At 63.7% G+C, this 25,975-nt stretch carries 28 protein-coding genes, 1 tRNA gene and 1 riboswitch; of the genes, 16 read left to right on the top strand and 13 right to left on the bottom strand.

Going from position 1 to position 25,975, the window contains the following annotated elements; genetic code table 11:
* Positions 1-35: 35 nt before the first annotated feature.
* The gene (locus tag FNJ84_RS04080) at positions 36-1,001 is read right to left on the bottom strand and encodes an ABC transporter substrate-binding protein (protein WP_255471048.1); all 966 of its coding nucleotides are present in this window, start codon (positions 999-1,001) and stop codon (positions 36-38) included.
* 220 nt (positions 1,002-1,221) lie between these two features.
* Between FNJ84_RS04080 and FNJ84_RS04075 the strand changes: the two genes are divergently transcribed.
* The 12 genes from FNJ84_RS04075 to gcvP all read left to right on the top strand — a co-directional run bounded on the left by FNJ84_RS04075 (position 1,222) and on the right by gcvP (position 13,821).
* Positions 1,222-1,893: a response regulator transcription factor gene (locus FNJ84_RS04075; protein WP_255471029.1), complete on the top strand. Its 672-nt coding sequence runs from the start codon at positions 1,222-1,224 to the stop codon at positions 1,891-1,893.
* Complete coding sequence (locus FNJ84_RS04070) at positions 1,890-3,032, top strand: FIST N-terminal domain-containing protein (RefSeq protein WP_185968412.1); 1,143 nt, start codon at positions 1,890-1,892, stop codon at positions 3,030-3,032. The genes FNJ84_RS04075 and FNJ84_RS04070 overlap by 4 nt, the downstream gene beginning before the upstream one ends.
* Positions 3,032-4,354, top strand: coding sequence for a hybrid sensor histidine kinase/response regulator (locus FNJ84_RS04065; protein WP_255471028.1), 1,323 nt, complete (start codon positions 3,032-3,034; stop codon positions 4,352-4,354). Before FNJ84_RS04070 ends, FNJ84_RS04065 begins: the two co-directional genes overlap by 1 nt.
* A 120-nt stretch (positions 4,355-4,474) precedes the next feature.
* Entirely contained in the window at positions 4,475-5,086 is a 612-nt protein-coding gene (locus FNJ84_RS04060) for a hypothetical protein (protein WP_143791730.1), read from the top strand.
* Positions 5,083-5,415 (top strand): hypothetical protein, encoded by a 333-nt coding sequence (locus FNJ84_RS04055; RefSeq protein WP_143791729.1) that lies wholly within the window; start codon positions 5,083-5,085, stop codon positions 5,413-5,415. The genes FNJ84_RS04060 and FNJ84_RS04055 overlap by 4 nt, the downstream gene beginning before the upstream one ends.
* Before the next feature lie 168 nt (positions 5,416-5,583).
* On the top strand, positions 5,584-6,267 hold the full coding sequence (gene rpe, locus FNJ84_RS04050; protein WP_143791728.1) for a ribulose-phosphate 3-epimerase: 684 nt from the start codon (positions 5,584-5,586) through the stop codon (positions 6,265-6,267).
* A 295-nt stretch (positions 6,268-6,562) separates the two neighbouring features.
* A complete protein-coding gene (locus tag FNJ84_RS04045) occupies positions 6,563-7,342 on the top strand; it encodes an SDR family oxidoreductase (RefSeq protein ID WP_143791727.1) in 780 nt (259 codons plus the stop codon).
* 18 nt (positions 7,343-7,360) lie between these two features.
* On the top strand, positions 7,361-7,945 hold the full coding sequence (locus tag FNJ84_RS04040) for a histidine phosphatase family protein (RefSeq protein WP_185968411.1): 585 nt from the start codon (positions 7,361-7,363) through the stop codon (positions 7,943-7,945).
* A 29-nt stretch (positions 7,946-7,974) separates the two neighbouring features.
* Positions 7,975-9,066 carry an ABC transporter ATP-binding protein gene (locus tag FNJ84_RS04035; protein WP_143791725.1) on the top strand — a complete coding sequence of 364 codons (1,092 nt, stop codon included), beginning with the start codon at positions 7,975-7,977 and terminating at the stop codon, positions 9,064-9,066.
* A gap of 69 nt (positions 9,067-9,135) precedes the next feature.
* Positions 9,136-9,225: riboswitch (glycine riboswitch) on the top strand.
* Positions 9,226-9,372: 147 nt separating this feature from the next.
* Positions 9,373-10,500 (top strand): glycine cleavage system aminomethyltransferase GcvT, encoded by a 1,128-nt coding sequence (gene gcvT / locus FNJ84_RS04030; protein WP_143791724.1) that lies wholly within the window; start codon positions 9,373-9,375, stop codon positions 10,498-10,500.
* Between the two features lie 14 nt (positions 10,501-10,514).
* Positions 10,515-10,871: a glycine cleavage system protein GcvH gene (gene gcvH / locus FNJ84_RS04025; RefSeq protein WP_185968421.1), complete on the top strand. Its 357-nt coding sequence runs from the start codon at positions 10,515-10,517 to the stop codon at positions 10,869-10,871.
* A gap of 109 nt (positions 10,872-10,980) precedes the next feature.
* On the top strand, positions 10,981-13,821 hold the full coding sequence (gcvP, locus tag FNJ84_RS04020) for an aminomethyl-transferring glycine dehydrogenase (protein ID WP_143791722.1): 2,841 nt from the start codon (positions 10,981-10,983) through the stop codon (positions 13,819-13,821).
* Between the two features lie 8 nt (positions 13,822-13,829).
* On the opposite strand, the gene FNJ84_RS04015 is transcribed toward gcvP, so the two are convergent.
* The 3 genes from FNJ84_RS04015 to FNJ84_RS04005 form a co-directional block, all read right to left on the bottom strand.
* Complete coding sequence (locus FNJ84_RS04015; RefSeq protein WP_143791721.1) at positions 13,830-14,276, bottom strand: DMT family transporter; 447 nt, start codon at positions 14,274-14,276, stop codon at positions 13,830-13,832.
* The gene (locus tag FNJ84_RS04010) at positions 14,273-14,803 is read right to left on the bottom strand and encodes a GNAT family N-acetyltransferase (RefSeq protein ID WP_143791720.1); all 531 of its coding nucleotides are present in this window, start codon (positions 14,801-14,803) and stop codon (positions 14,273-14,275) included. The genes FNJ84_RS04015 and FNJ84_RS04010 overlap by 4 nt, the downstream gene beginning before the upstream one ends.
* Positions 14,804-14,879: 76 nt before the next feature.
* Positions 14,880-15,446, bottom strand: a complete 567-nt coding sequence (locus FNJ84_RS04005) for an XRE family transcriptional regulator (protein ID WP_143791719.1) — start codon at positions 15,444-15,446, stop codon at positions 14,880-14,882.
* Positions 15,447-15,583: 137 nt separating this feature from the next.
* On the opposite strand from FNJ84_RS04005, the gene trxC reads away from it, so the two are divergent.
* Entirely contained in the window at positions 15,584-16,027 is a 444-nt protein-coding gene (trxC, locus tag FNJ84_RS04000) for a thioredoxin TrxC (RefSeq protein WP_143791718.1), read from the top strand.
* A 258-nt stretch (positions 16,028-16,285) separates the two neighbouring features.
* Positions 16,286-16,361 (top strand) — tRNA-Ala (locus FNJ84_RS03995).
* Between the two features lie 67 nt (positions 16,362-16,428).
* On the opposite strand, the gene FNJ84_RS03990 is transcribed toward FNJ84_RS03995, so the two are convergent.
* The 4 genes from FNJ84_RS03990 to FNJ84_RS03975 form a co-directional block, all read right to left on the bottom strand.
* Positions 16,429-17,238, bottom strand: coding sequence for a transglutaminase family protein (locus FNJ84_RS03990; RefSeq protein WP_143791717.1), 810 nt, complete (start codon positions 17,236-17,238; stop codon positions 16,429-16,431).
* Between the two features lie 3 nt (positions 17,239-17,241).
* The gene (locus tag FNJ84_RS03985; RefSeq protein WP_143791716.1) at positions 17,242-18,198 is read right to left on the bottom strand and encodes an alpha-E domain-containing protein; all 957 of its coding nucleotides are present in this window, start codon (positions 18,196-18,198) and stop codon (positions 17,242-17,244) included.
* Between the two features lie 12 nt (positions 18,199-18,210).
* Positions 18,211-19,620 (bottom strand): circularly permuted type 2 ATP-grasp protein, encoded by a 1,410-nt coding sequence (locus tag FNJ84_RS03980; protein ID WP_143791715.1) that lies wholly within the window; start codon positions 19,618-19,620, stop codon positions 18,211-18,213.
* A gap of 241 nt (positions 19,621-19,861) precedes the next feature.
* Entirely contained in the window at positions 19,862-21,022 is a 1,161-nt protein-coding gene (locus FNJ84_RS03975; RefSeq protein ID WP_143791876.1) for an acetyl-CoA C-acyltransferase, read from the bottom strand.
* A 99-nt stretch (positions 21,023-21,121) separates the two neighbouring features.
* Here FNJ84_RS03975 and FNJ84_RS03970 point away from each other — a divergent pair, with 99 nt between their 5' ends.
* Together FNJ84_RS03970 and FNJ84_RS03965 are read left to right on the top strand one after the other, a co-directional pair.
* Positions 21,122-21,454, top strand: a complete 333-nt coding sequence (locus FNJ84_RS03970) for an STAS domain-containing protein (RefSeq protein ID WP_143791714.1) — start codon at positions 21,122-21,124, stop codon at positions 21,452-21,454.
* A complete protein-coding gene (locus tag FNJ84_RS03965; RefSeq protein ID WP_143791713.1) occupies positions 21,454-21,990 on the top strand; it encodes an ATP-binding protein in 537 nt (178 codons plus the stop codon). Before FNJ84_RS03970 ends, FNJ84_RS03965 begins: the two co-directional genes overlap by 1 nt.
* 32 nt (positions 21,991-22,022) lie before the next feature.
* Here FNJ84_RS03965 and hspQ read toward each other — a convergent pair whose 3' ends face one another.
* The 5 genes from hspQ to serA form a co-directional block, all read right to left on the bottom strand.
* Positions 22,023-22,355 carry a heat shock protein HspQ gene (hspQ, locus tag FNJ84_RS03960; protein ID WP_143791712.1) on the bottom strand — a complete coding sequence of 111 codons (333 nt, stop codon included), beginning with the start codon at positions 22,353-22,355 and terminating at the stop codon, positions 22,023-22,025.
* 112 nt (positions 22,356-22,467) lie between these two features.
* On the bottom strand, positions 22,468-22,935 hold the full coding sequence (locus tag FNJ84_RS03955; protein ID WP_143791711.1) for a CreA family protein: 468 nt from the start codon (positions 22,933-22,935) through the stop codon (positions 22,468-22,470).
* A 9-nt stretch (positions 22,936-22,944) separates the two neighbouring features.
* Complete coding sequence (locus tag FNJ84_RS03950) at positions 22,945-23,514, bottom strand: DUF2585 family protein (RefSeq protein ID WP_143791710.1); 570 nt, start codon at positions 23,512-23,514, stop codon at positions 22,945-22,947.
* Positions 23,511-24,245, bottom strand: coding sequence for a metallophosphoesterase family protein (locus FNJ84_RS03945; RefSeq protein WP_143791708.1), 735 nt, complete (start codon positions 24,243-24,245; stop codon positions 23,511-23,513). Before FNJ84_RS03945 ends, FNJ84_RS03950 begins: the two co-directional genes overlap by 4 nt.
* Positions 24,246-24,319: 74 nt before the next feature.
* Positions 24,320-25,909: a phosphoglycerate dehydrogenase gene (gene serA, locus FNJ84_RS03940; protein ID WP_143791706.1), complete on the bottom strand. Its 1,590-nt coding sequence runs from the start codon at positions 25,907-25,909 to the stop codon at positions 24,320-24,322.
* Between the last annotated feature and the right edge of the window lie 66 nt (positions 25,910-25,975).

Below are 25,975 nucleotides of genomic sequence, written 5' to 3'. Positions count from 1 at the left end.
GCGCACCGGGGCTTTGTGGGAAATATCGCCGCGTCTTACTCACCCGACCAGAACAACCCCGCGGGCAGATGCGTCAACCCGCCGGTCAGTTCTTCCCCGCCAAGTTCGGCCATCACGGCGAACATGGCCTGCGCGTTTTCGGCGTTCACCGGCCCCTCGGGTGGGATGCCGGCGATCCAGCCCTCGCGCAATGCCTGAAATTCGGCGTCATTGGCGGCGTTCATTATTGGTCGGATCGCGTCCCAGGCCGCATCGTCGGTGGCCAGAAGCTCCTTTGCCTGACGCGAGGCTGCCGCGAACCCCTTGGCCAGATCGGGGTATTTCGCAACCCAGCCACTGTGCAGGACATAGCCCAGCAGCGGCGTGGTCGGGTCCAGCCCCAGATCGGTCGCGGCCTGCTCGACGCTGATCACCTCGCGCATGCCGGCGGCCTTCATCTTGGCCAGAAAGTGCCAGAAATTGATCGCGCCATCGACCTCGCCCGTCTCGGCGGCGTTCATGATGACGGGGGGCGCGCCAAAGACCTGTTCGGTCACGGCGGCCAGATCCTCGCCATTCTGCTGCTGGCTCCAGGCCCGCAGGATCAGCCAGCTTTTATCGACCGGCCCGCCGGCGATGCCGATCTTCTTGCCCTTCAGATCGGCAAGGCTTTGCACCGGGCTGTCGGCGGGCACGACCAGACTGCCCACGGCAGTCGAATAGGGCAGAAATGTGTAATCGCCCCCCTGCACCCGCTGCTGCGCCACCCACAGGAAGTCCGAGACAATGGCATCCACCTCGCCCCCCTGCATGGCGACCTGCGTGGCCGGGTTGCCGGCCAGAGGCAGCAGTTCAAGGGTAAAGCCATTGGCCGTATCCAGGCCCTGCGCCTTGATCGTCTGCAATTCCCAGTTCACGGTGCCGTTTTCCAGCGTCCCGATTTCAATCACCGGCAAGGCGGCGTCCTGCGCCTGTGCCGCCCCCGCCCATATCGCCAGTGCGATTGCCAGTTTTCCAACCATCTGCATGACTGCCTGCCTCCCCGTTTCATTCGGTCCGACCGGGCCGAAACTGGCACGATGGCGCCGCGCCGCCAATAGCACGTAAGTTGTAAGGCCACTTGCTTTGCAGGGTCTTGGCTTTAAAATCAACGATGAAACGGGGCCGGTCAAATCAGGTACCGATCATCAGGGGAGGATATTCAACATGCCGGTTGATGCCGATGCCGAAACAACTGTGTCCATGACGCGTTTGACTGCCGATCAGGTTCGGGAAATCCTTATCGTCGATGATCACCCGCTGATGTGCGACGCGCTGGCGCTGACCTTGAAGATCAGTTTCGGGCTGAAACACGTCCACACCGCCCGCAGCCTTGCCGCGGCGGTCGACCAGATCAAGGCGCAGGGCGCCCCTGACGCCGTGATCCTTGACCTGAACCTGCCCGATGCGCGCGGGGCCGAGGGCATCGTGACCCTGCGCCGGTTGCTGCCCGATGTGCCGATCACCATGATCTCGGCCGATATCGACCCGGCCCAGGTGCAGGCCGCCATGTCGGCAGGGGCGCAGGGCTATATCAGCAAATCCCTTGGCCGCGAGGCGCTGGTGGACAGCCTGCGCCGGATGTGGAACGGCGAACATGTCACCCCAGAAGGCTATGAACCCGAACTGGCCGAGGAAGAGGAACTGGCCCGCGCCGATCTGGCCCGCCGCTTTGCCAGCCTGACCCCCCAGCAGATGAAGATTTTGCGGCTGATCTGTCAGGGCAAGGCGAACAAGGAAATCAGCTACGAGCTGTCGATCGCCGAGGCCACGGTCAAGACCCATATCACCGCCATCATGTCCAAGATCAACGCCCGCCGGCGCACACAGGCCGTTCTTCTGGCCAATTCGGTAAAGCTGTTCGAGGCCGGATGATGCCGGACGGGGCGGGTTATCCTTACGGGCCGCTGACCGTCCAGATCGACGCGGGCGATCCGGCCGGCGCACAACACCTGCTGGACCAGCTGGGCGCCATCGACCCGGCTCTGGTGATCCTGTTCGGTTCCCCGCGCGAGGCGCTGGCACCTTTGGCCGCTGCGCTGCGTCAGGCTTTGCCCGATTGCCGGCTGGCGGGCTGTTCATCGGCTGGCGAGATCGGGCCGCAGGGCTATTGCAATGGCAAGGTGGTGGCGATCGGCTTTCCCCGCGCAACCTTTCGGGCGGAAATCGAGGTGCTGCGCGATCTGGCGCATATCCCGGTTTCGCAATGGATGGCACAGCTGCGCCGTCGCCATGCCGATTTCGCGGGCGACCGTGACCGGGCGCAGTTCGGGCTGCTGTTTTCCGACGGCCTTGCCGGCAAGGAAGAGGTGCTGACCGCCACCATCGAGGCGGCGCTGCCCGCCATGCCGGTGCTGGGCGGCTCGGCCGGCGATGCGCTGGAATTTACCCGCACCTGCCTGATCGCGGATGACGAGGTGGCCTCTGACATTGCGGTTTTCGTTATGGTTGAAACCGTGCTGCCTGTCAGCGAGGTCACATTCGCCCATTTCAGCCCGACCCAGACCCGCGCGGTGGTGACGGCGGCGATCCCTGAACAGCGGATCATCCTTGAACTGAACGCCGAACCCGCGGCCGAGGAATATGCCAGGCTGACCGGCATCCCCGAAGCGGCGCTGACGCCGACCGATTTCGCCCGCCACCCGCTGCTTTTGCGCATGGGGCGGCGCCATCATGTCCGCGCGATCCGGGCGCGCACCGATTGCGGCGGGCTGTCCTTGATGTCGGCGATTGACGTGGGCACGGTGCTGACGCTGGGCCGGGCCGAGGATCTGACCCATGGTTTCGCCGGCGCGATGGAGGCGCTGCCCCGCCGCCCGCTGATGGTGCTGGGCTTTGACTGCATTCTGCGGCGGCTGGCGCTGGAACGTGCCGGTTTGCTGGATGCGATGTCGGATCTGTTTGCGCGCTATAACATCGTCGGCTTCAACACCTATGGCGAACAGCACAGCGCCATGCATGTGAATCAGACCTTTGTTGGCCTTGCCGTCCTGCCGCCACCCGGATCGCCCTGATGCTGCGTCCTGATGACAGCCCTGAACGTCAGGCCGAAAAGCTGGGCCGCATCGCGGATGTGCTGATCGAGCGCGCCGACCGGCTGGAGGAATCGCGCGGCTCGGCCTGGTCGATGTTCCAGGCCGCCGTGGCCCTGGAACAAGAGGTCACGACCCGCACGGCGCAGTTGGAACAGGCCTTGGCCGATCTGTCGCAGCGCAACCGTGAACTGGCCGTGGCCCGCGCCTCGGCCGAAGAGGCGAACCGCTCCAAGACGCGGTTTCTGCGCGCGGCCAGCCATGACCTGCTGCAACCGCTGTCGGCGGCGCGCCTGTTTCTGGATGCGCTGGCCGCGACGCGGATGGACGACACCCAGCAGGAAATGCTGGCCCGCCTGACAGGGGCCTTTGAATCGGTCGAACAGCTGATGCATGCGGTTCTGGACATTGCCCGGCTGGATAGCCAGCGGATCGAGTTTCACCGCAAGCCCGTCGCGATGGACCCGCTGTTTTCGCGCCTGGCCGACGAATATGGCCCCATGGCCGAGGCCAAGGGGCTGCGCCTGCGCTTTGCGCAGACCTCGGCGGTGATCGACAGTGATCCGGTCTTTCTGCGGCGAGTGGCGCAGAACCTGATTTCGAATGCGATCAAATATACGGCGCGGGGTGGCGTTCTGGTCGGGATGCGCCCGCGCGGACCGATGGCCTGGCTGGAGGTCTGGGATACCGGCCCCGGCATTCCCGCCATCGACCGCAACCGCATCTTTGGCGAGTTTCAGCGGCTTAGCCGCGATCCCGGCACCATGGGCATGGGGCTGGGCCTGTCGATCGTCCGCCGTGCCTGCGCCAAGCTGGGCCACCCGTTGAAACTGGACAGCGAGCCGATGCGCGGCACCGTCTTTCGCGTCGGCCTGCCCGTGACGGTCGAGGCCGACCCGATGGATGCCGCCAGCCGGTCCCGTCAGGGCGGCGCATTGCGCGGGCGGCTGGCGCTGATCGTGGAAAATGATATCGGCATGCGGCGCGGATACGAGGTGATCTTGCAGGATCAGGCCGGGATGATCGCCCGGTTGGCCGGCTCTACCGCCGAGGCGTTGGCGACGATGGGCGATGATCCGCCCGATGTGATCCTTGCCGATTACAATCTGGACCAGGGCGACACCGGCATCGCCACGATCAACGCGCTGCGCGCCGCGGCAGGCCAGCCGATTCCTGCGGTCATGGTCACGGCGCGCCGTGATCCCGACATCGCCCGCGCCTGTGCCGATATCGGCGTGCCGCTGTTGGAAAAACCTGTGCGTCCGGCCGATCTGCAAACCGTGCTGGAACAGTTGCTGGCATAGGCGCGGCGCAGCCGATCCTGCGACCATCGACGGAGGCGCCGCCCCCGGCCCTTGCCCGCGCCCCGGTGCTGCGCCATCGTGCCATTGCGGTTCTTGGGCGGTTCTTGGGAGGATACCGGAATGAGGAAAACCATCTGCCTTGCGCTGGCTTTGCTGTTGATCCCTGTCGCGCCGACACTTGCCGGCGAGGCCGGCGATGCGGTCTTTGCCGAGCGCGGGCCATGGTCTTTGGGCGAGGCGCAGCTGGTCTGGTCCGAAACCGTCGAAGGCCCCGCCGCTGAGGGCTTTCGTCCGGTTCAGGACGGCACGCTGACCCTGACCGAGATCGTCGATCCCGCAGATGGCAAGCCGGTGTTGCAACTGATCCATGACGCCAGTGATTTCCAGCGCAAGCTGGGCCCCTTCCCGATCAGCGGCGGCGATCCGGTGCTGACCTTCTTTCTGGAACGCACCGCCCGCGACATGGCCGTCCTGACCGGAGGCAGCCCCTTCTATATCCGCAACCGCATGAAGGACGCGCTGTTTGGCGGTGGCAACCTGACGCGTGACGGCGATACCGTCGTGGCGCGGTTCACCCCCTTCGCGGCCGATCCCAACGCCGCGCGGATGGGCGGTTTCGAGACGATGGAAATGGTCTTTACCATTGGCGGCCCCAAGGCGCCGATTCGCGAAATGGTCGCGCGGACTGAGGGTGACAGGCCTGGCTATCTGAACCGTCTGGTGATGAAATGAGGTCGGGCCTTGCCGTTTTGTGCCTTCTGGCCACCCCGGCCGCCGCACAAGAGGTGAGTGATTTCCCTACCAATGCGCGGGCCGAATATGTCTTTGCCTGCATGGCCACGAATGGCCAGACCCGCGAGATGCTGGACCGCTGTTCCTGTGCCATCGACCAGATCGCCAGCGTGATCACCTATGACGACTATGTCAGCGCCGAGACGGTCCTGACCATGCGTCAGGTCTCGGGCGAGCGGGCGAGCATGTTTCGCGGGATGCCGCAGATGACCGAAATCGTCGCCACGCTGCGCCGCGCAGAGGCCGAGGCCGAAATCCTGTGCTTCTGATCTGCCGGGAGACCTTGCCGGGGGCGATGGCCGGGGGCTGTCTGCCCCCCGGACCCCCCGAGGATATTTCGGGACCAAAGCAGGCACCAAAGCAGGCTGTGCCTGTGGTTGACCTGTCATGCGTTGGGGCCGTAAGGGTGCGGCACGCATATTGCCGAGGGCCGTGCCATGACATTCGACCGCCGCATCAAGATCGCCCCGTCGATCCTGTCCGCTGATTTTGCCGATTTCGGGCGTGAGATCCGCGCCATCGAGGCCGAGGGTGCGGATTGGGTACATGTCGACGTGATGGACGGGCATTTCGTCCCGAACCTGACCTTTGGCCCGCCCGCCGTGAAGGCCTTTCGTCCGCATGTGAAGACCTTCATGGATGTGCATCTGATGATCGCGCCGGTCGACCGCTATATCGAGGCCTATGCCGAGGCCGGGGCCGACATGATCACCGCCCATGTCGAGGCCGGGCCGCATATTCACCGGACCTTGCAGGCGATCCGCGCCACCGGGAAGAAGGCCGGTGTGGCGCTGAATCCCGGCACGCCGCTGGAGGCCGTCGAATATGTGCTGGATCTGGCCGACATGGTTCTGGTGATGACGGTCAATCCCGGTTTTGGCGGGCAGAAATTCATTCACAGCCAGGTCGACAAGATCGCCCGACTGCGCGGGATGATCGGAGATCGGCCGATCCATATTCAGGTGGATGGCGGGGTCGATCCCAAGACCGCCCCTCTGGTCGTGAAGGCTGGCGCCGATGTGCTGGTGGCCGGGTCCGCCGTGTTCAAGGGCGGGTCGGTCGACCAGGCGCATGTCTATGGCGCGAACATGCGCGCGATTCGCGATGCAGTTGGGGGTTAGGGCGGTTGGAGCGCTATATTCTTCCGGCGCTGTTCACATTTTTTGCGTTGCTGATCCTGGTGCCACGAATTCTGCGGTGGCGGCGGTCGCGCCGGGGCAGCGATTATACTCATGACGCTTCGGGGTCTGGCGCGGGATATGCGGGTAATGACAGCTGGGGCTGCGATTCCGGTGACTCGTCCAGTGATTGCGGGGGTGGTGGCGGCGGCGACTAGGGTGGCCGGGCCGCAAGGCAGGGGTTTGACATCCCGGCATGGACGGGTTTCCCTGCCGCGATAATCGACGGAGGGAATGCATGGATCTTGGGATCAAGGGCAAGCGCGGGCTGGTCTGCGCCGCATCGAAGGGTCTGGGCCGTGGTTGCGCCGAGGCATTGGCCGAGGCCGGGGTTGACCTGGTCATCAACAGCCGGACCGAGGCGGAAATCGTAGCCACCGCGCGCGAGATTGCGGACAGATATGGTGTCGAGGTGACGCCCGTTGCCGCTGACATCACCACGGATGAGGGTCGCGCCAAGGTGTTGGCCGCCGTGGGGCAGGCGGATATTCTGGTCAATAACGCCGGTGGCCCGCCGCCGGGCAACTGGACCGACTGGAACCGTGACGATTTCATCAAGGCCATCGACGGCAATATGCTGAGCGCCATCGCCCTGATGCAGGCTCTGGTGCCGGGGATGATGGATCGTGGCTGGGGCCGGGTGGTCAATATCACCTCGCAATCGGTGCGTTCGCCCATTGCCGTTCTGGGGCTTTCGAACACTGCCCGCGCCGGGTTGACCGGTTTCGTGGCGGGCATGTCGCGGCAGGTGGCGGGCAGTGGCGTGGTGGTCAACAACCTGTTGCCCGGCATCCATGCGACCGACCGGGCCAAGGGGTTGGATGGCGGCGCGGCCAAGGCGGCCGGCATCAGCGTGGACGAGGCCCGCAAGCGCCGCGAGGCCAGCATTCCCGCCGGCACCTATGGCACGGCCGAGGACTTTGGCGCCACCTGCGCCTTTCTGTGCAGCCAGCAGGCGCGGTTCATCATCGGGCAGAACATCCTGCTGGACGGTGGGGCGCTGAACGTCACCATCTGAGCCCGACAGATGACTGTATTGCGTTATCTCAGTCATCCGCAGGTGGTGATAGATCCGGCGGTGCCGGTGCCCGACTGGCCCCTGTCCGATCAGGGCAGGGCGCGGGTGCAGGCGCTTGCCGGGGCGGATTGGCTGGCGGCCACCAGCCGCATCATCAGCAGCACTGAACGCAAGGCGATCGAGACTGCCGATCTGATCGCCGACATGCTGGGACTGGTCCCGCTGCGCGATCCGGCGCTGAACGAGATCGACCGCTCGGCCACCGGCTATCTGCCCCATGACCGGCACGAGGCGCTGGCCGATGCGTTTTTTGCCAATCCCGGCGACAATGTGGAAGGCTGGGAACGTGCCGATGATGTGCAGGCGCGCGGGATGGATGCGATGGGTCGGCATGCGGTGATGCAGACGCAGGGCGATCTGCTGATCGTCGGGCATGGTGGGATCGGAACATTATGCTGGTGCGCTTTGACCGGAACCGATGCCCGAACCCGCCCCGATCAGCCGCCCGGAGGCGGTGCCGTCTGGGCTGCGCGGCTGCCCGATCTTGCCCCGATCCATGGCTGGTTGCCGATGGAACTGGTTGCGACTGAATTGCCGCGCTGATAGGCCCGGTAAAACCTGACCGAAAGAATCTGGCAGACCCCGTGCAGATCCCTCCGCGACTAGAGGTGCAGAATCTCACCCGCAGCTTTGGCGGACGCAAGGTCGTGGATGACGTGTCTTTCGCCATCCCCGCCGGGCAGGTTGCCTGCCTGCTGGGGCCCTCGGGCTGCGGGAAATCGACGACGCTGCGCATCATTGCCGGCGTGGATATGCAGGATTCGGGGCGTATCCTGGTCGATGGGCAACTGGTCTGCGACACGGTCTTTCGTGTGCCGCCCGAACGCCGCGCCATTGGGCTGATGTTCCAGGATTTCGCGCTGTTCCCGCATCTGTCCGTGGCCGAGAACGTGGCCTTTGGCCTGAAGGGCGGCGAGGCCGCCAACCGGCCTCGTGTGGCGGAATTGCTGGACCGGGTTCAGATGGGGCGGCATATCGACAGCTATCCCCATCAACTGTCTGGCGGTGAACAGCAGCGGGTGGCGCTGGTTCGCGCGCTGGCGCCCCGCCCTCGCGTGCTGCTGATGGACGAGCCGTTCAGCGGGCTGGACGAACGGCTGCGCGACGGCATCCGTGACGACACGCTGGCCCTGCTGAAAGAGGAAGGCACCGCCGTTCTGCTGGTCACGCATGAGCCGGTCGAGGCGATGCGGATGGCCGATCAGATCCTGTTGATGCGGGACGGGCGCATTGTGCAGCAGGGCGCGCCCTATAACCTTTACAACGCCCCGGTCGACCGCCAGGTCGCGGCGTTTTTCAGCGATCTGAACCTGCTGACCGGCAAGGTCAAAGGGGCGCTGACGCATACGCCCTTTGGTGAATTTCTGACCCCCGGCGTGCCCGATGAAACCGAGGTCGATATCGTCATTCGTCCCCAGCACCTGAAGATTGATTTCGACCGAAACGGGCAGGGGCCGGCGCCGACGCCGGAAAATGGCACGGCCGCCCATGCGCGGGTCGTGCGGGCGCGCTATCTGGGCCGGGAATCGCTGGTTGAATTCGTCACCGACGATGATGCCATTACGCTTAGTGCCACCGTGCCCGGCGTGTTCCTACCGCCCGCCGGCACGCCCATGTGGCTGATGTTGCGGCGCGACCGGGTGTTCGTCTTTCCGAAAACCTGAATGGGCGCCGTCGCGGTGCCCGGATGACAAATCTCTTGCGTTGGCCGGGCAGTGTCGGTACCTGTCTTGCACAGGATTTCGGGAGAAGCTGGCGACGCGCCAGTGCCGAAGGAGCAGCCGCCCCGGCGAACTCTCAGGCAAAAGGACCGTTATCCGTCAGAACTCTGGAGAGTGGCCGAGATGGCCCGCCGAAGGGATAACGATCTCAGGCGCCCGTCAGCGGGCAGGGACAGAAGGGGCATCTAGGGCTGGCGTCATGCCGGTTGACAGATGCCGGACCACCGGCGCCAAATTTGGGGAGGGCCGATGGCCGAGGAACTGAAACGGACCGGACTTTACGATCTGCATGTCGCCGAAGGGGCCAAGATGGTGCCTTTCGCGGGTTGGGACATGCCGGTGCAATTCCCGCAAGGCGTGTTGGGCGAACATCTGCACACGCGTGCCCATGCCGGGCTGTTTGACGTGTCGCATATGGGGCAGGTGCGGGTCGCGCCCATGGATGGCGATATGACAAGCGCCGCGCTGGCGCTGGAAAGCCTGATTGCCGCCGATGTGTTGGGTCTGCCCGAGGGGCGTCAGCGCTATGGGCTGTTCACCAATGATCAGGGCGGCATTCTGGACGACCTGATGTTCGCCAATCGCGGCGATCACTATCTGCTTGTGGTGAACGCCGCCCGCGCCGACCATGATATCCCGCATCTGCAAAAGCTGGCTGGCGTCAGCGTGCAGCCGATCACCGATCGCGGTCTGCTGGCGCTGCAAGGTCCCATGGCCCAGCTGGTGCTGGACCGGCTTCTGCCTGGCGTGGCGGCGATGAAGTTCATGGATGTCGCCAGCCACAACTGGAACGGGGCCGAGCTTTGGGTATCCCGCTCGGGCTATACCGGCGAGGATGGATTCGAGATTTCGGTTCCACAGACCCATCTGCGCAGCTTTGCCGATGCCCTGTTGGATCAGCCCGAGGTGATGTCCATCGGACTGGCTGCTCGGGACAGTTTGCGGCTGGAAGCCGGAATGCCGCTTTATGGCCATGACCTGACCGAGGAAACCACCCCGGCCGAGGCGGCGCTGAGCTGGGCGATCGGCAAGGCGCGTCGTCGCGGTGGTGCCCGCGAGGGCGGTTTTCCGGGCGCTGACCGGGTGTTGGGGCAACTGGCTGACGGATCGGCGACAATCCGGCGCGTCGGGCTGCGCCCCGAGGGTCGGGCGCCGATCCGCGAGGGTGTGGCGTTGTTCGAGGCCGAAGCAGGTGGCGCCCAGATCGGCACGGTCTGTTCCGGCGGCTTTGGCCCGACGGTTGGCGGGCCGGTGGCCATGGCCTATCTGCCGGCGGAACTGGCCGAGGGCGGTCTTGTCTGGGCCGATCTTCGCGGTCGCCGGGTGCCGGTTCGCATTTCCGCCCTGCCCTTTGTCACCCCTTCCTACAAACGCTGAGGACTTATCCCATGTTGAAATACACCGAAGATCACGAATGGCTGCGCGACGAAGGTGGTGAGATCGTCGTCGGCATCACCGCCCATGCCAGCGAGCAGCTGGGCGATGTGGTGTTCATCGAGCTGCCCGAAGAGGGTCGCGAGGTTGCCGCTGGCGAAGAGGTCGTGGTGATCGAATCGGTCAAGGCCGCATCTGACATTACCGCGCCGGTTGCGGGCGTTATCACCGCCGTCAACAGCGCGCTGGCCGATGCGCCCGGCGATGTGAATGCCGATCCGATGGCGGCGTGGTTCTTCAAGATCAAGCCCGCCGATGCTGGCGTCATGGATGGTTTCATGGATGAAGCCGCCTATCAGGCGCTGATCGGCTGATTCTGACTGTCGGACCGGGGGCGCTTCGCCCCCCGGACCCCCCGAGGATATTTCTGCACGGATGATGAGGCCTTTTGCCGGGCCTTGCTTCCCTACATGGATGGTTGTGATGAGCCGCTGGAACCCGACCCGCTATAATCCCGATGATTTCGCCAATCGCCGCCATATCGGTCCTTCGCCCGCCGAGATGGACGAGATGCTGAAGGCTGTGGGGGCCGACAGCCTGGAGGCGCTGATCGACCAGACCGTGCCAAAGGCGATCCGGCAGCATAGCCCGCTGGACTGGCCCGCCCTGTCCGAAGCCGCGCTGTTGGCCCGGATGGAAGAGGTGGCGCGCAAGAACAAGGTGATGACCAGCCTGATCGGGCAGGGCTATTACGGCACCGTCACGCCGCCTGCGATCCAGCGGAATATTCTTGAGAATCCGGCCTGGTATACGGCCTATACCCCCTATCAGCCCGAGATTGCCCAGGGCCGGCTTGAGGCGCTGTTGAACTATCAGACCATGGTGGCCGATCTGACCGGGCTTCCGGTGGCCAATGCGTCCCTGCTGGACGAGGCGACGGCGGCGGCCGAGGCGATGGCCATGGCGCATCGCCAGTCGAAGTCCAAATCCGATACGTTCTTTGTCGCCCATGATCTGCATCCGCAGACCATTTCGGTGATCGAGACGCGAGCCGCCCCCTTGGGGATCAAGGTGGTCAAGGCATCCATCGACGATCTGGATGCGGGCGCGGTCTTTGGCGCGATCTTCCAGTATCCGGGCACCTACGGCCATATCCGCGACCTGACGCCCGAAATCGAGGCGTTGCATGCCAATGGTGCCTTGGCCGTGGTGGCCAGCGACCTGCTGGCCCTGTGCCTGCTGAAATCGCCGGGCGAGATGGGGGCCGATATCGCTGTCGGCTCGTCGCAGCGGTTCGGGGTTCCGATGGGTTATGGCGGCCCGCATGCCGCCTTCATGGCTTGCCGCGATGCGCTGAAGCGCACCATGCCGGGACGGATCGTCGGGGTTTCCATTGATGCGAGCGGCAATCAGGCCTATCGCCTGTCGCTGCAAACCCGCGAACAGCATATCCGCCGCGAAAAGGCCACGTCGAATGTATGTACCGCGCAGGCCTTGCTGGCGGTCATGGCCAGCTTCTACGCCGTATTCCACGGGCCGGTCGGGCTGCGCGCCATCGCGCAGCGGGTGCATCTGCATGCCGTGACCGTCGCTGATGCCCTGCGCAACGCCGGGGCAGAGGTCGCGCCGGATGCGTTCTTTGACACCATCACCGTCAAGGTCGGCGTCGGTCAGGCCGGCATTCTGGCCGCAGCCGAGCAGCGCGGCATCAACCTGCGCAAGGTTGGCCGTGACCGCGTGGGCATCAGCGTCGATGAGACCACTGATGCAGGCGTGATCGCGCGGCTGCTGGACGCCTTTGGCATCGGAGAGGCCGCGACCCCCGCGACCGCACCCGCCATTCCCGATGCCCTGCTGCGCGACAGCGATTACCTGACCCATCCGGTTTTCCACATGAACCGCGCGGAATCCGAGATGATGCGCTATATGCGTCGCCTGTCGGATCGCGATCTGGCGCTGGACCGGGCGATGATCCCTCTGGGGTCCTGCACGATGAAGCTGAACGCCGCGGCCGAGATGATGCCGATCACCTGGCCCGAATTCGGCGCGCTGCATCCCTTTGCGCCGCGCCATCAGGCCGCCGGCTATGCCGAGGCGATCGAAGATCTGACAGCCAAGCTGTGCCAGATCACCGGCTATGACGCCTTCTCGATGCAGCCCAACAGCGGTGCGCAGGGGGAATATGCGGGGCTTCTGACCATTCAGGCCTATCACCGCGCCAATGGCGATGATCAGCGCGATGTCTGCCTGATTCCGGTTTCGGCGCATGGCACCAACCCGGCCAGCGCGCAGATGTGCGGCATGAAGGTCGTGGTGGTGAAATCGGCCCCCAATGGCGACATCGACCTTGAAGATTTCGCCGACAAGGCCAGGGCGGCGGGCGATAAGCTGGCCGCCGTGATGATCACCTATCCCAGCACGCATGGCGTTTTTGAGGATACCGTGCGCGAGGTCTGCCAGATCGCCCATGATCATGGCGGGCAGGTCTATATCGACGGGGCAAACATGAACGCGCTGGTCGGGCTGGTGAAGCCGGGCGAGATCGGCGGCGATGTCAGCCACCTGAACCTGCACAAGACCTTTGCCATCCCCCATGGCGGCGGCGGCCCCGGCATGGGCCCCATCGGCGTCAAGGCGCATCTGGCGCCGCATCTGCCGGGCGATCCCCGCGATGATGACAGCGGCGCGGTTTCGGCGGCACCCTATGGCAGCGCCTCGATCCTGCTGATTTCCTGGGCTTATTGCCTGATGATGGGCGGGGCCGGGCTGACGCAGGCGACCCGTGTGGCTATCCTGAACGCCAATTACATCGCCAGCCGTCTTGCCGGGGCTTACCCGATCCTGTTCATGGGCAATCGCGGGCGGGTGGCGCATGAATGCATCCTCGATACGCGGCCCTTTGCCGAACATGGCGTGACCGTGGACGACATTGCCAAGCGCCTGATCGACAACGGGTTCCATGCGCCCACGATGAGCTGGCCGGTCGCCGGCACGCTGATGGTGGAACCCACCGAGTCCGAAACCAAGGCCGAGATAGACCGTTTTATCACCGCGCTGATGGCGATCCGGGACGAGATCACCGAGGTCGCCGAGGGCCGGATGAAACCCGATGAAAGCCCGCTGCGCCGCGCGCCCCATACGGTCGAGGATCTGGTGGCCGAATGGGACCGTCCTTACAGCCGCGAACAGGGCTGCTTCCCGCCGGGCGCATTCCGTGTGGACAAGTATTGGCCGCCTGTCGGGCGTGTGGATAACGCCTATGGCGACCGGAATCTGATCTGCACCTGTCCGCCGTTGGAGGCTTATGCGCAAGCGGCGGAGTAATCCGCCGCTCAGATACTGCGAGACACGACCAGATAGGCGCCCAGAACCAGCAGCGCGGCACCGACGAGCGAGGGCAGATGCGTCACAGGCGACGGGCTGCCTGTTCGGGCAAGATCGACGGTCAGGCCCAGAAGCAACTGGCTGGCGACGAGGATGGAAACCGTCGCCGCCGCCCCTACCCGTTGATAGCCCAGCAGACTGGCGAAAACGAAGAACGTCCCCAGCAGGCCGGGCAGGATCGCCCAGGGCTGAAAGCCGCTGACAAGCTCGCGGATGCCGCCAAACCCGGTTCGCGCAATCAGCAGGGCCGACAACAAAACCAGCCCGACGGCGGAATTCATCAGCAAGACGATCAGGATGGTCGATGCCCGCACTGACATCTGCATCATGATGATATTCTGCACGACCAGTGCGGCGCCTGCGGCAACAAGGATGAAGAACAGAAAAACGGTCATGGCGCGGCCTTTGTCAGATCAGGGGTGGCGCGGTCGTCCAGCAACAGTTGCAGAAGGGTCAGGTCAAGCCAGTTGCCGAATTTGGTGCCGACCTGTTTCAACAGCCCAACCTGCTGGAAGCCCAATTTTTTATGCAGCCTGATTGATCCGGTATTTCCGGCCTCAATCCCCGCCACCATGACGTGCTTGCCAGCCTGTCGCGCCCGGTCGATCAGCACCTGCATCAGCGCCGCCCCGATGCCCGCGCCGCGCTGATCGTTTCGGACATAGACTGAGTGTTCGACCGTGTGGCGATAGCCGTCAAAGGCGCGCCAATCACCAAATGAGGCATAGCCCAGAACCTCGCCGGCGTCGTCCACCGCGACCAGCACCGGATAGCCCGCGTGCCGCCGCTCGGCCAACCAGTTCGTGCGATTGGCAATGTCGACCTTGGCGTCGTTCCAGATCGCGGTCGTCCGTTCTACCGCGTCGTTATAGATCGCCGTTATTCCGGCGATATCCCTGCCTTCTGCATCTCGAATCATCATGCTGCACCCAATGACATCATAATATCATTCGGTCCACTATATTAGATGTAATGTCAACGATCTGCGACAGGACGGATCAGCTGTTTCGCAGCACTGCGACAGCATAAAGACAAGGGCGGTCGCTTTCGTTGCGGAACACACAGTCAGCGGGCGGGCCCAGTTCAAGGCAGTCACCTGACTGCATCTCATGCCGGGCCGGTCCCTCGACAAAGACAAGGTTGCCATCCAGAACCCAGATAAGCTGGCGGATGAAGGCAAAGGCAGATGCGGGCATCGGCACCTCTTGCCCCGGCGGCAGCGTGACATGCACCAAATCCAATGGCATTTCTGACCGTGGCGAGACGTGGCGGCGCAGATAGCCGGTAACCGGGTCGGTCCAGACCGGCTGATCTTGCTTGCGCAAAAGCCTTCCCTGCCCAAGTTCGGCCCGCGCCATCAGGGTCGACATACTAAGCCCAAAGGCGCCCGACAGCTTGGCCAGCAGATTTGCGGTGGGGCTGCTTTCACCGCGTTCAACCTTGTGGATCATCGCCCGCGAAACAAGGGCGCGCTTGGCCAGGTCAGTCAGTGACCAGCCGCGACTTTCGCGTTCGGCACGGACGCGCGCACCGATCCGTGCATCAAGGTCATCAGAATGTGTCATCATCATAATATAGTAGACAAAATCGAACGATAGCAACAGCGCCAGGCGCCTGCACAAGTTCCGATCCCGCCCCGAGCACTTGAAGCGGCGATACACCGCGCAGATATGTCGCAAAACCGCGATGTAAGGATACGGCGATGGCCGAAAAGCTGAAACTGACCTGCCTGGAATGCCTCCAGGTCAATGCCGTGCCTTCGGATAGGCTTGGCTCTGGGCCGAAATGCGGCACCTGCGGCGCGGGCCTGCTGCCGGGCAAGCCGGTCGCGGTTGATTTCGATACGCTGGACAAGGCGGCGCGCTCCGATGGGTTGCCCTTGCTGGTCGATTTCTGGGCGCCATGGTGCGGCCCCTGTCGGGCTATGGCGCCAGAGTTCGACAAGGCCGCGACCCAGTTGAAAGGCCGGGCACGGTTGGTCAAGATCGACACGGAACGCGAACCTGCGGCGACGGTGCGGTGGAACATCAAGGGCATCCCGGCCTTTATCCTGTTCCGACAGGGCCGCGAAATCGCACGGCTGTCCGGTGCCCGTCCGGCGGCTGATCTGGTCCGGTTCGTCGAAGCTGCAATGACGGGGCGTTGATCTTGTCCCGATCGCGGTGCGCAGGGCCGGATTGACGGTGCAGCCGGCGCCATGGCCGGCCTTCGCCCCGCACTTTGCCCACCCGCCCTTCGTCAATTGTCGCCGCCGCATCGGTCGCGGCAGCGGATTCCCGGCAGACCGCATCCTCACCTGCTGATCCGGCCCTCACCGCAAAGTGGTGACAGTTGCGATTGCACAGGCGCTGCCAGTGAAGGCCGCTTGACAAGCGTATCGCCGCGGTTCAAAAAACCGGCGGATGGGGCCATAGCTCAGTTGGTAGAGCGCATCGTTCGCAATGATGAGGCCAGGGGTTCGACTCCCCTTGGCTCCACCAGATTTCCACCGAAATCACGACCGGCACCCCTGGCCGGAATGCCGGTCGCGCGCATATCAAAACGCGACTATTGCGCCAGTTCCTCGACCCGCACGGCGACGGCCAGTTTCTCGGTTCCGGTCCCCATGGCCACGCCGCGGATCGGGGCCGCATCCTGCGCATCCAGCCCCGAACCAAGCCGAACATAGCGTTCGTCAGGACAGCAGCGATTGGCCGCGTCGAACCCAACCCAGCCCAGCCCGTCCACAAAAATCTCGGCCCAGGCATGGGCGGCGTCATGTGACTGGCCGTCTTGTGTCGAATGCAGATAACCCGACACATAGCGCGCCGGCAGATCGCGTTCCCGTGCCACAGCGATCAGCGCATGGGCGTGGTCTTGACACACGCCCTCGCCCAGGGCCAGCGCCTCGGCTGCGGTGGTCGCGGCATGGGTCGAGCCGTTCGTATAGCGAATGGCATCGGCCACCGCACCCGACAGCTTGTGCGACAGGTCCAGCAGGTCGGCCGAGCCGCCGACCTGGGCCGCCAGATCGCGCAGACCGTCATCTGCGCGCGTGGGCCGGGTGTCGCGCAGATAGGCAAGCGGGTGAATCATCTCGCGGTGGCCGCGCAGCACGCCCGCCGTGTCACGGGTATCCACCCTGCCTGAAATCCGCACCGTCACCTCTTGAACCGGGCCGCGAACGGTCCAGCCCTCGATCCAGTCGCCGGCACCGTCGCGAAAACCGGGGCCGCGCATGCCGCCGGTCACGTCGATCTCCCATTCATGGGTCTTTTGCCCCTCAAAGACCGACGGCGTCAGCCGCAGGCTTTGCACCAGGTTACGGATCGGTTGGTCATAGCCATAGACCGTCTCGTGCGAAATCTGCAACTTCATGGCCTAGGATCCCCCCCGCAGATAATCCTGATGTGTCAGCGTCGCGATATTGCCGATCTCGGTGATGAACCAGGTCAGGAATTCGTGCAGCCCATCATCGAAGATCGTGTCGATCTGTTGGTTCTGCAAGCGATCCAGCACCTCGCGCGATTTGTCGCGCGCCGTCGTTGGCACCTGATCCCCATAACGTCGCGCCAGGCCTTCCAGATGCCAGACCGCCTCGTAAAGCGAGGTGATCAGCGAACGCGGGCTTTCCCCGTTCAGGATCAGGAAATCGGCTACGCGGCCGGCCGTGACATCGCCGCCATAGGCCCAGTGAAAGGCCCGATGCGCCGACAAAGCCCGCAAGATTACCTGCCATTGATAGGTATCCAAGCCCGAACCGACAAATTCGATCCGCGGCAACAGCACGAAATATTTGACGTCCAGCAGCCGGGCGGTCGCATCGGCCCGTTCCAGACCATAGCCGAGATTCATGAAATGCCAGCCATCATTGCGCAATTGGGTGGCGTTGATCGCCCCCCGCACGGTCGAGGCATGGCGGGTGGTGAACTCGGTCATCTCGGCCGTGTCCAGCTTGCCGCGCGGAATCCGCTCCATCCGGCGCAGTTCCTGATAGGCGACATTCAGCGCGTCCCAGACCTGCCCGGTCAGCGCGGTTCTCACTATCCGGCCGCTTTCACGCGCTTTTTCAAGGCAATAAACCACGGATGACGGGTTTTCGCGGTCAAAGAACAAGAATTCTTCGATCTTCTCCTGCGTGACCTCGCCATATTTCGCGGCAAAGGCATCGGCCGTGCCCGAGGCCTGCAACAGAGAGGTCCATTCGTTCTGATAGCCCTGCTCGGTATTGGGCAGCAGGGTGATGCGCTGGCCCACGTCGATCAGCCGGGCAGCGGTTTCGGCACGTTCCAGATGGCGGCCCATCCAGAACAGGTTGGCGGCGGTACGGCTAAGCATTTCGTCTTCCCCCTATTCCGACAGGACCCAGGTATCCTTGACCCCCCCGCCTTGCGACGAGTTCACCACCAGCGACCCTTCGCGCAGGGCCACGCGGGTCAACCCGCCCGGCACCAGTTCGATCCGGTCGCCGCACAGGCAGAAGGGGCGCAGATCGACATGCCGGGGCGCGATGCCCTCCTCGACAAACGTGGGGCAGGTCGACAGCGACAAGGTGGGCTGGGCGATATAGTTGCCGGGATTGGCCTCGATCTTCTTTCGAAACTCCTCGACCTCGGCCTTGGTCGATTTCGGCCCGACCAGCATGCCATAGCCGCCCGAGCCATGAACCTCTTTCACCACCAGTTCGGGCAGGTTCTCCATCACGTATTTATAGTCGTCATCCTTCCACAGCGTCCATGTCTGCACATTGTTCAGGATCGGCTCTTCCCCCAGATAAAAGCGCACCATCTCGGGGACGAAGGTATAGATCGCCTTGTCATCGGCGACACCCGCGCCGGGGGCCGAACAGATCGACACCCCGCCCGAGCGATAGACATCCATCAGCCCAGGCACGCCCAGCATCGAATCGGGGCGGAAACACAGCGGGTCCAGATAAGGATCGTCCAGCCGGCGATAGATCACGTCGACACGTTTGGGCCCCTGTGTCGTGCGCATATAGACAAACTCGCCATCCACGAACAGATCCTGTCCCTCGACCAGCTCTACGCCCATCAGGTTGGCCAGAAAGCTGTGTTCGTAATAGGCGCTGTTGAAATGGCCCGGCGTCAGGATCACACAGGTGGGCCGGCCGTCGCATTTCGCCGGGGCCACCGATTCCAGCGTGCGGCGCAGCAGTTCGGGATATTGGTCCACCGGCTCGATCCGGTTGTTGCGGAACAATTGCGGGAACATCCGCATCATGATCTCGCGGTTCTCCAGCATATAGCTGACACCCGATGGCGTGCGGCAGTTGTCCTCCAGCACGAAGAACTCGTCCTTGCCGGTGCGCACCAGGTCGATGCCGATGATATGGCTGTAAACCCCGCGCGGCGGCACCACGCCGACGACCGATTTCTCATAGGCTTCGTTCTGATAGACCAGCCGCGCGGGGATGCGCCCGGCGCGGACGATCTCGGCCCGGCCATAGACATCGCGCAAAAAGGCGTTCAGCGCCCGCGCCCGCTGCTTGATCCCGCGCTCCAGCTTGCGCCATTCGTTCTGTTCGAACACCCGCGGCATCATGTCGAAGGGAATCAGCCTGTCCGGGTCGCCGCCCTCGCCATAAACGGCAAAGGTGATGCCGATGCGGCGAAACAGCGCCTCGGCCTCGGCCTGCTTCATCTGGCGAAAATCGTCGGGCATGGTATCGACCCATGCGCGCAGCATGGCATAGGGCTCGCGGACCTGCTTGCCCTCAAACATCTCGTTATAGTAACTCATTGCGCCCCCCTGACTGCGACCACCTACCGGACCCGGCCGTTTCGACCGATGATCAGCATGCGGCGCGCGAATGTCTATGACACAAGCACAGGTTTCCGCGAAAAACTCCACGGTTTCACGGGGCTCAGCGCGCATTGCCTGTATTTCGGGCGACGAAACTGCCCTCGCTTTGAGCCAAATATCCCCGCCGGAGGCTGCCAACCGTGCCGGCATGGCGATCGCCCGGCAGTTCCGCGCGGGGTCAGACCAGCTCGACCGCGATGGCCGTGCCCTCGCCACCGCCGATGCAGATCGCGGCCACGCCCCGCTTGCCGCCCCGCGCCTGCAAGGCATGGATCAGCGTGACGATGATCCGCGCACCTGATGCGCCGATCGGATGGCCAAGCGCGCAGGCACCGCCATTCACGTTGACCTTGTCATGGGACAGGCCCATCCGCGCCATGAAGGCCATGGGAACAACGGCAAAGGCCTCGTTCACCTCCCACAGATCGACGTCATCCTTGCTCCATCCGATCTGATCCAGCAGCTTTTCGGCTGCGGGAACCGGCGCCGTTGGAAAATCAGCCGGGGCCTGGGCATGGCCGGCATAGCCAACGATCCGGGCAATGGCGCCCTCGGCACGGGCGCCCACGACCAGCGCCGCCGCCCCATCCGAAATCGAGCTGCTGTTTGCCGCCGTCACCGTGCCATCCTTGCGGAAGGCGGGCTTCAGCGTCGGGATCTTTTCGGGCCGGGCATTGCCGGGCTGTTCGTCGGTATCGACCACGACCGCACCCTTGCGTCCGTTGACCGTAACCGGGGCGATCTCGGCGGCAAAGCTGCCACTGGTGATTGCGGCATTGGCGCGGCTCAGGCTGGCCAGGGCGTAATCGTCCTGCGCCTCGCGGGTAAAGCCGAAGGCGCTGGCGCAATCCTCGGCGAAGGTGCCCATCAGCCGGCCCTTGTCATAGGCGTCCTCCAGCCCGTCCAGGAACATGTGGTCCAGCGCCTGCGTATGCCCCAGACGGGCGCCGCCGCGCATTTTGGGCAGCAGATAGGGGGCATTGGTCATGCTTTCCATGCCGCCGGCAACGACCAGATCGGCGCTGCCGGCGCGGATCTGATCGGCGGCCATCATCACCGCCTGCATGCCCGACCCGCACATCTTGTTCAGCGTGGTCGCCGGCACCGATTGCGGCAGCCCGGCCGCAAAACCCGCCTGCCGCGCCGGCGCCTGCCCCTGTCCGGCGGGCAGCACGCAGCCCATCAACAGCGCCTGTGGCGCATCGGGCGCGGCCCCGGCCCGATCCAGCGCGGCGGCGATGGCGACCCCGCCCAGCTGGGCGGCGGTTACATCCGCAAACGCGCCCTGCAATCCGCCCATCGGCGTGCGCGCCGCACCCAGGATATAGACATTTCGAATTGTCATGATCGTCCTCCGCAGATTTCTGCCACGCTTACCGGATCGTAACCATTTCCGTCTAGTAAGGATCCCGGCACCGAAGATGCAAGGGATTGTCCGATGAACCTGACTGTCGCGCCGGACGCGCATCGAATCGTGATCCGGGTTGAAGAGCAGCGGCTGGATGCCGCCATCGCAACGCGGTTCAAGGATCGCATGCGCGAGATCGTGTCGAAATGCAGCACACCCGTGCTGCTGGATCTGCGTCAGGTGCAGTTCATGGACAGTTCCGGCCTTGGCGCGATGATCGCCATCCACAAGGCGATGCCTCATGGTATATCCTTGGTTCTGGAAGGGTTGCAGCCGAATGTCGAACGGGTCTTTCGCCTGACGCGGATGGATACCGTCTTTACCATCTCGGATGCCCCGCGCACGGAGAGGGAGGTAGGTTGATGAACGCGGCCAACAGCCATGACCCCGGACAAACCGGCGATCTGGACCGGGGCGCGCAGCCAATGTTTCACCGGGTTCTTCGGGCCCAGCCATTGCTGGTCCGTGACACGCTGGCCGATATCCGTCGCCGCTTTGCCGCCGATATCGACGAGGATGCGCTTGGCCGGCTGGAGCTGGTGCTGGCCGAGGTCATGAACAATGTCGCCGAACATGGCCCCTGGATCGGCGAGACCGGACCAGATGGCGGCACGCTCCGGGCGGCACCCATGATCCATATCTGCATCGTCCGGCATGCCGGCGGCTTGTCCTGCGCCGTCACCGATGACGGTATTTCACTGCCTGATGGTTGCCTTCTGCCCGGCGCGATCCCCGATGCCCACAGCGTCGACCTGCCCGAAGGTGGTTTTGGCTGGTTCCTGATCCACGACCTGACCCAAGAGCTGTGTTATTACCGCGAGGAAACCCGAAACTTCCTGGCCTTCCGCGTCCCGGTTTCGGAAGATGCGTCGAGCGACCCTGAAAAGCCGGCGGGCTGACGACCTTCCCGAACGTCTGGAACCAACCCCGATCAGTTCATTGGCGATTGCAGCGGATAGCGCCCGTCCTCGAACTCGCCAAACAACTCGGTCACTTCGGGGTGGTCCAACGGCTCGCCCGATCCGTCTGGCACCAGGTTCTGTTCGGACACATAGGCGACGTAATAGGTCGCTTCGGTCTCGGCAAACAGGTGATAGAAGGGCTGGTCCTTGGCTGGCCGGATATCCTCGGGGATGGATTCATACCATTCCTCGGTATTCGCAAATTCCGGGTCGACATCGAACACCACCCCGCGAAAATCGCGGCTGCGATGGCGAACGATCTGCCCCAGATTATATTTTGCGACTCGGCGGTGTGGTGTCATGTGTGCATCCCAAGCGAAAATGCAGTAATCCAATCCTGGGCCGCTGTCCACTGTCACGGGGGCCGGAACGACATCCGATCCGCAAACTGTCCCTATCGCTACGGCAAGGCAGCTATCGGGCCTGCGCCGCAGCCCTTTCCTCGGCTGTCAGGGCAACGGTCGAGATCGCCATCTTGGCCGAGCCTTCGGTCAGTTCATTTGCATGAGCCAGATAGACCAGAACGCCATTCGTCTCGTCAAAGACCCGTTTGACCCGCAGCGATTTGATGATCAGCGAGCGTCCTTCCGAAAACACGTTCTCGCCACCCTTCCCGCGGGCAATGTCACCAATCTGGATCGGCCCGGTGCGGCTGCATTCGATCGCCGAATTTGACGGATCCTCGAACCAGTTGCCCTGGCTTAGCCGGTCGATCACCGAGCGATCGAAATAGGCCAGATGGCAGGTCACGCCCGCCACGTCGGGATCGCGGATCGCCTCGATGATGATGTCGTTGCCGACCCAATCGACGCTGATCTCGCCCACTTCCTCGGCCATTGCCGGACCGGCCGCCAGCAGTGCCGCAAGAATGATTCGCTTCATCTCGATCTCCTATCCCGCCGCCTGCCATTGCCGGATCACCTCGACCGGCCACAGCAGCATCAGCACATTCAGCAACAATCCGTCGCGGATCACCAGAAGCAATAGCGCCTCGGTCGCCAGGAACAGGAGGACCGACAGCCAGACCGGCAGCACCCGCGCCAGCCAGAAGCCAAACATCATGGCGACCATATCGGCCATCGAGTTGACCACCGCATCGCCATAGTAATCCAGTGAGATGGTCACCGCGCGATAGCGTTCGATCACCGCATCGGTGTTTTCGGCGATTTCCCATGCCGCCTCGATCATCGTGGCCAGCAGGAACCGCCAGCCCAGCCCCAATCGCGGCAGCAACCAATGCAGCAGCGCATAGAAAACCAGCCCATGCAGCACATGTGACGGCGTGTACCAATCGGTCAAATGCTGCGAATTTTCCGCGCTGTTGGTGACGCCATGCCACAGCTTGACCACGCCGCAGGTGCAGATGGGTTCTCGTCCCATGGTCAGCAGGATGATGGCGGCACCGGCCATGACCAGGCCGGCAAGAAGAGCCGGCAGCCAGGATCGCGAACTGCTGTTCATGATGCGTCGTGCTGCGGCCGCAGAGGCTGGCTGCCGCCCGGACCCAGCAGCCAGGCGCCATCTGCATCCAGCCGAACGGCAGACAGGGGCCCGCCATAGGCCGCGCCGCTATCTATATTCAGGCGGTTGCCGTAATGGGTGGCGCGGTCGATTGCGGTATGACCATGCACCACCAGCGGGCCATGATCGACGGGGCTGTCCAGAAACCCCTTGCGGATCCAGACCAGATCCTGCTCGGTCTGCGACTGCAAGTCGATGCCGGGCCGGATCCCGGCGTGAACGAACAGCAGCCGATCCTGCAAATACCACAGCGGCAGGCCAGCCAGAAATTCGGCATGCTCGACCGGCACGGCAGCCCGCGCCGCCTTGTGCAGCGCGGCCCGTGGCTGATCCGCATCGACCCCGTACGATGCCAGCGTCGCCGCCGCCCCAAGCCCCGGATGATCGGTCCAGACCACCGGCGTGGCCAGCCCCGGATCGGCCCAATCGGGATCGGCAAGAAAGGCAGGCAGAAAGCGGTCGTGATTGCCGCGCAGCACGATCCAGTCGCGACCCTGTGCCTGCCCGTTCATCAGATGGTCGACGACCCCGCGCGAATCGGGTCCGCGGTCGATCAGATCGCCCAGATGCACGATCCGGGCATCCTGCCCGCCATCGGCCTCGATCAGCCGATGCGCGTCCTTCAACAGCTGCAACTGGCCGTGAATGTCGCCGATAGTATAGACCCGCATTGGTCCTCCTGCCGAATGACAAAGATCCCGGCCTGTCTGGCCGGGATCCTTTGCTTTGGCAAGTCTGACAGGGTTCAGATCTGGAAATGCAGACGGCGGGCTTGCAGGAACTTGCCGGTCTTTTGCAGCGATGCCAGCGCCTCGTCCGAGATCGCCTCGTCCAGATACAGGATGGCGATCGCATCATCGCCGGCACCCGCGCGACCCAGCGTAAAGTTCGCGATGTTCACGCCCAATTCGCCCAGCGTCATGCCCAGCGCCCCGATCACGCCCGGCACGTCGCGGTTGCGGGTATACAGCATGTGCTCGCCAACCTCGGCGTCGATGTTGATACCACGGATCTGGATGAAACGCGGCTTGCCATCGCTGAACACGGTGCCGGCGATGGACCGCTCGCGTTCGCCGGTCACGACCGTCAGCTTGATATAGCCCTCGAACACGCCGGCCTTGTCCTGACGGGTGGTGGCGATCTGCACGCCACGTTCCTTGGCGATGACCGGGGCCGAGACCATGTTCACATCGGGATTGGTCGCCTTCATCACGCCCGAGATCACGGCGGCATTCAGCGCGTTCAGGTTCATTTCCGACACGACACCGTCATACAGTACGTTGATGGCCTTGATCGGCTCATCGGTCATCTGCCCGACAAAGGCACCAAGATGACCGGCCAGGGCGATCCATGGCCCCATGACAGCGGCCTCTTCTGCGGTGACCGACGGCATGTTCAGCGCATTCTCGACTGCGCCGGTCAGCAGATAGTCCGACATCTGCTCGGCCACTTGCAGGGCGACGTTTTCCTGCGCCTCGGTGGTCGAGGCCCCCAGATGCGGCGTCACCACCACATTGGGCAGGTTGAACAGCGGGCTTTCAGTCGCCGGCTCGACGGCAAAGACATCGAATGCCGCACCGGCCACGCGGCCGTCCTTCAACGCCTCGGCCAGCGCTTCTTCGTCGACCAGACCGCCGCGGGCGCAATTGATGATCCGCGCGCCGGGCTTCAGCTTGGCGATTGCCTCGCGCGACAGGATATTGCGGGTCTTGTCGGTCAGCGGGACGTGGAAGGTGATGAAATCGGCCTTGGCCAGCAGATCGTCCAGCTCGACCTTGGTGACGCCCAGATCCTTGGCCCGTTCTTCCGACAGGAAGGGATCAAAGGCCAGAACCTTCATGTGCAACCCAAGCGCCCGGTCGATCACGATGCTGCCGATATTGCCCGCCCCGATCACACCCAGGGTCTTGTTGAACAGCTCGACCCCCATGAAGCGGTTCTTTTCCCATTTCCCGGCATGGGTCGACACGCTGGCCTCGGGCAATTGCCGCGCCACGGCGAACATCATTGCAATGGCATGCTCGGCGGTGGTCACGCTGTTGCCGAAAGGCGTGTTCATCACGATCACGCCCTTCTTGCTGGCGGCCGGAATGTCGACGTTGTCCACCCCGATCCCGGCGCGACCCACGACCTTCAGATTCGTGGCATGTTCCAGCAGCTTCTCGGTCACCTTGGTCGCGGACCGAATGGCCAGCCCATCATATTGCCCGATCACCTCGGCCAGTTTGTCCTTGTCCTTGCCCAGATCAGGCAGGTAATCGACCTCGACCCCGCGATCGCGGAAAATCTGGACGGCGGTTTCCGACAGTTTGTCCGATACGAGAACCTTCGGCATCTCTGTTATCCTTTCACTCGCGTCCGGGCATCTGCCGCGCTGACGCTTTCTTCTTCATGAAAATAT

It is taken from the genome of Paracoccus sp. M683, from assembly GCF_007096355.1.
Taxonomy (GTDB): Bacteria; Pseudomonadota; Alphaproteobacteria; order Rhodobacterales; family Rhodobacteraceae; genus Paracoccus.
This window is presented reverse-complemented; position numbering and strand designations above follow the sequence as displayed.

What these genes read in the sequence shown, in the direction of transcription:
- gcvT (WP_143791724.1), top strand. Translation starts at nt 9,373, where the DNA reads ATGGCCGAGGAACTGAAACGGACCGGACTTTACGATCTGCATGTCGCC.
- FNJ84_RS03955 (WP_143791711.1), bottom strand. Translation starts at nt 22,935, where the DNA reads ATGAAGCGAATCATTCTTGCGGCACTGCTGGCGGCCGGTCCGGCAATG.
- FNJ84_RS03990 (WP_143791717.1), bottom strand. Translation starts at nt 17,238, where the DNA reads ATGAAGTTGCAGATTTCGCACGAGACGGTCTATGGCTATGACCAACCG.
- FNJ84_RS03945 (WP_143791708.1), bottom strand. Translation starts at nt 24,245, where the DNA reads ATGCGGGTCTATACTATCGGCGACATTCACGGCCAGTTGCAGCTGTTG.
- FNJ84_RS04075 (WP_255471029.1), top strand. Translation starts at nt 1,222, where the DNA reads ATGACGCGTTTGACTGCCGATCAGGTTCGGGAAATCCTTATCGTCGAT.
- FNJ84_RS04015 (WP_143791721.1), bottom strand. Translation starts at nt 14,276, where the DNA reads ATGACCGTTTTTCTGTTCTTCATCCTTGTTGCCGCAGGCGCCGCACTG.
- FNJ84_RS04045 (WP_143791727.1), top strand. Translation starts at nt 6,563, where the DNA reads ATGGATCTTGGGATCAAGGGCAAGCGCGGGCTGGTCTGCGCCGCATCG.
- FNJ84_RS03970 (WP_143791714.1), top strand. Translation starts at nt 21,122, where the DNA reads ATGAACCTGACTGTCGCGCCGGACGCGCATCGAATCGTGATCCGGGTT.
- FNJ84_RS04055 (WP_143791729.1), top strand. Translation starts at nt 5,083, where the DNA reads ATGAGGTCGGGCCTTGCCGTTTTGTGCCTTCTGGCCACCCCGGCCGCC.
- FNJ84_RS04065 (WP_255471028.1), top strand. Translation starts at nt 3,032, where the DNA reads ATGCTGCGTCCTGATGACAGCCCTGAACGTCAGGCCGAAAAGCTGGGC.
- hspQ (WP_143791712.1), bottom strand. Translation starts at nt 22,355, where the DNA reads ATGACACCACACCGCCGAGTCGCAAAATATAATCTGGGGCAGATCGTT.
- FNJ84_RS04070 (WP_185968412.1), top strand. Translation starts at nt 1,890, where the DNA reads ATGATGCCGGACGGGGCGGGTTATCCTTACGGGCCGCTGACCGTCCAG.
- gcvP (WP_143791722.1), top strand. Translation starts at nt 10,981, where the DNA reads ATGAGCCGCTGGAACCCGACCCGCTATAATCCCGATGATTTCGCCAAT.
- FNJ84_RS03985 (WP_143791716.1), bottom strand. Translation starts at nt 18,198, where the DNA reads ATGCTTAGCCGTACCGCCGCCAACCTGTTCTGGATGGGCCGCCATCTG.
- FNJ84_RS03965 (WP_143791713.1), top strand. Translation starts at nt 21,454, where the DNA reads ATGAACGCGGCCAACAGCCATGACCCCGGACAAACCGGCGATCTGGAC.
- serA (WP_143791706.1), bottom strand. Translation starts at nt 25,909, where the DNA reads ATGCCGAAGGTTCTCGTATCGGACAAACTGTCGGAAACCGCCGTCCAG.
- FNJ84_RS04005 (WP_143791719.1), bottom strand. Translation starts at nt 15,446, where the DNA reads ATGACACATTCTGATGACCTTGATGCACGGATCGGTGCGCGCGTCCGT.
- FNJ84_RS03950 (WP_143791710.1), bottom strand. Translation starts at nt 23,514, where the DNA reads ATGAACAGCAGTTCGCGATCCTGGCTGCCGGCTCTTCTTGCCGGCCTG.
- FNJ84_RS03980 (WP_143791715.1), bottom strand. Translation starts at nt 19,620, where the DNA reads ATGAGTTACTATAACGAGATGTTTGAGGGCAAGCAGGTCCGCGAGCCC.
- FNJ84_RS04010 (WP_143791720.1), bottom strand. Translation starts at nt 14,803, where the DNA reads ATGATGATTCGAGATGCAGAAGGCAGGGATATCGCCGGAATAACGGCG.
- FNJ84_RS04060 (WP_143791730.1), top strand. Translation starts at nt 4,475, where the DNA reads ATGAGGAAAACCATCTGCCTTGCGCTGGCTTTGCTGTTGATCCCTGTC.
- FNJ84_RS04080 (WP_255471048.1), bottom strand. Translation starts at nt 1,001, where the DNA reads ATGGTTGGAAAACTGGCAATCGCACTGGCGATATGGGCGGGGGCGGCA.
- rpe (WP_143791728.1), top strand. Translation starts at nt 5,584, where the DNA reads ATGACATTCGACCGCCGCATCAAGATCGCCCCGTCGATCCTGTCCGCT.
- trxC (WP_143791718.1), top strand. Translation starts at nt 15,584, where the DNA reads ATGGCCGAAAAGCTGAAACTGACCTGCCTGGAATGCCTCCAGGTCAAT.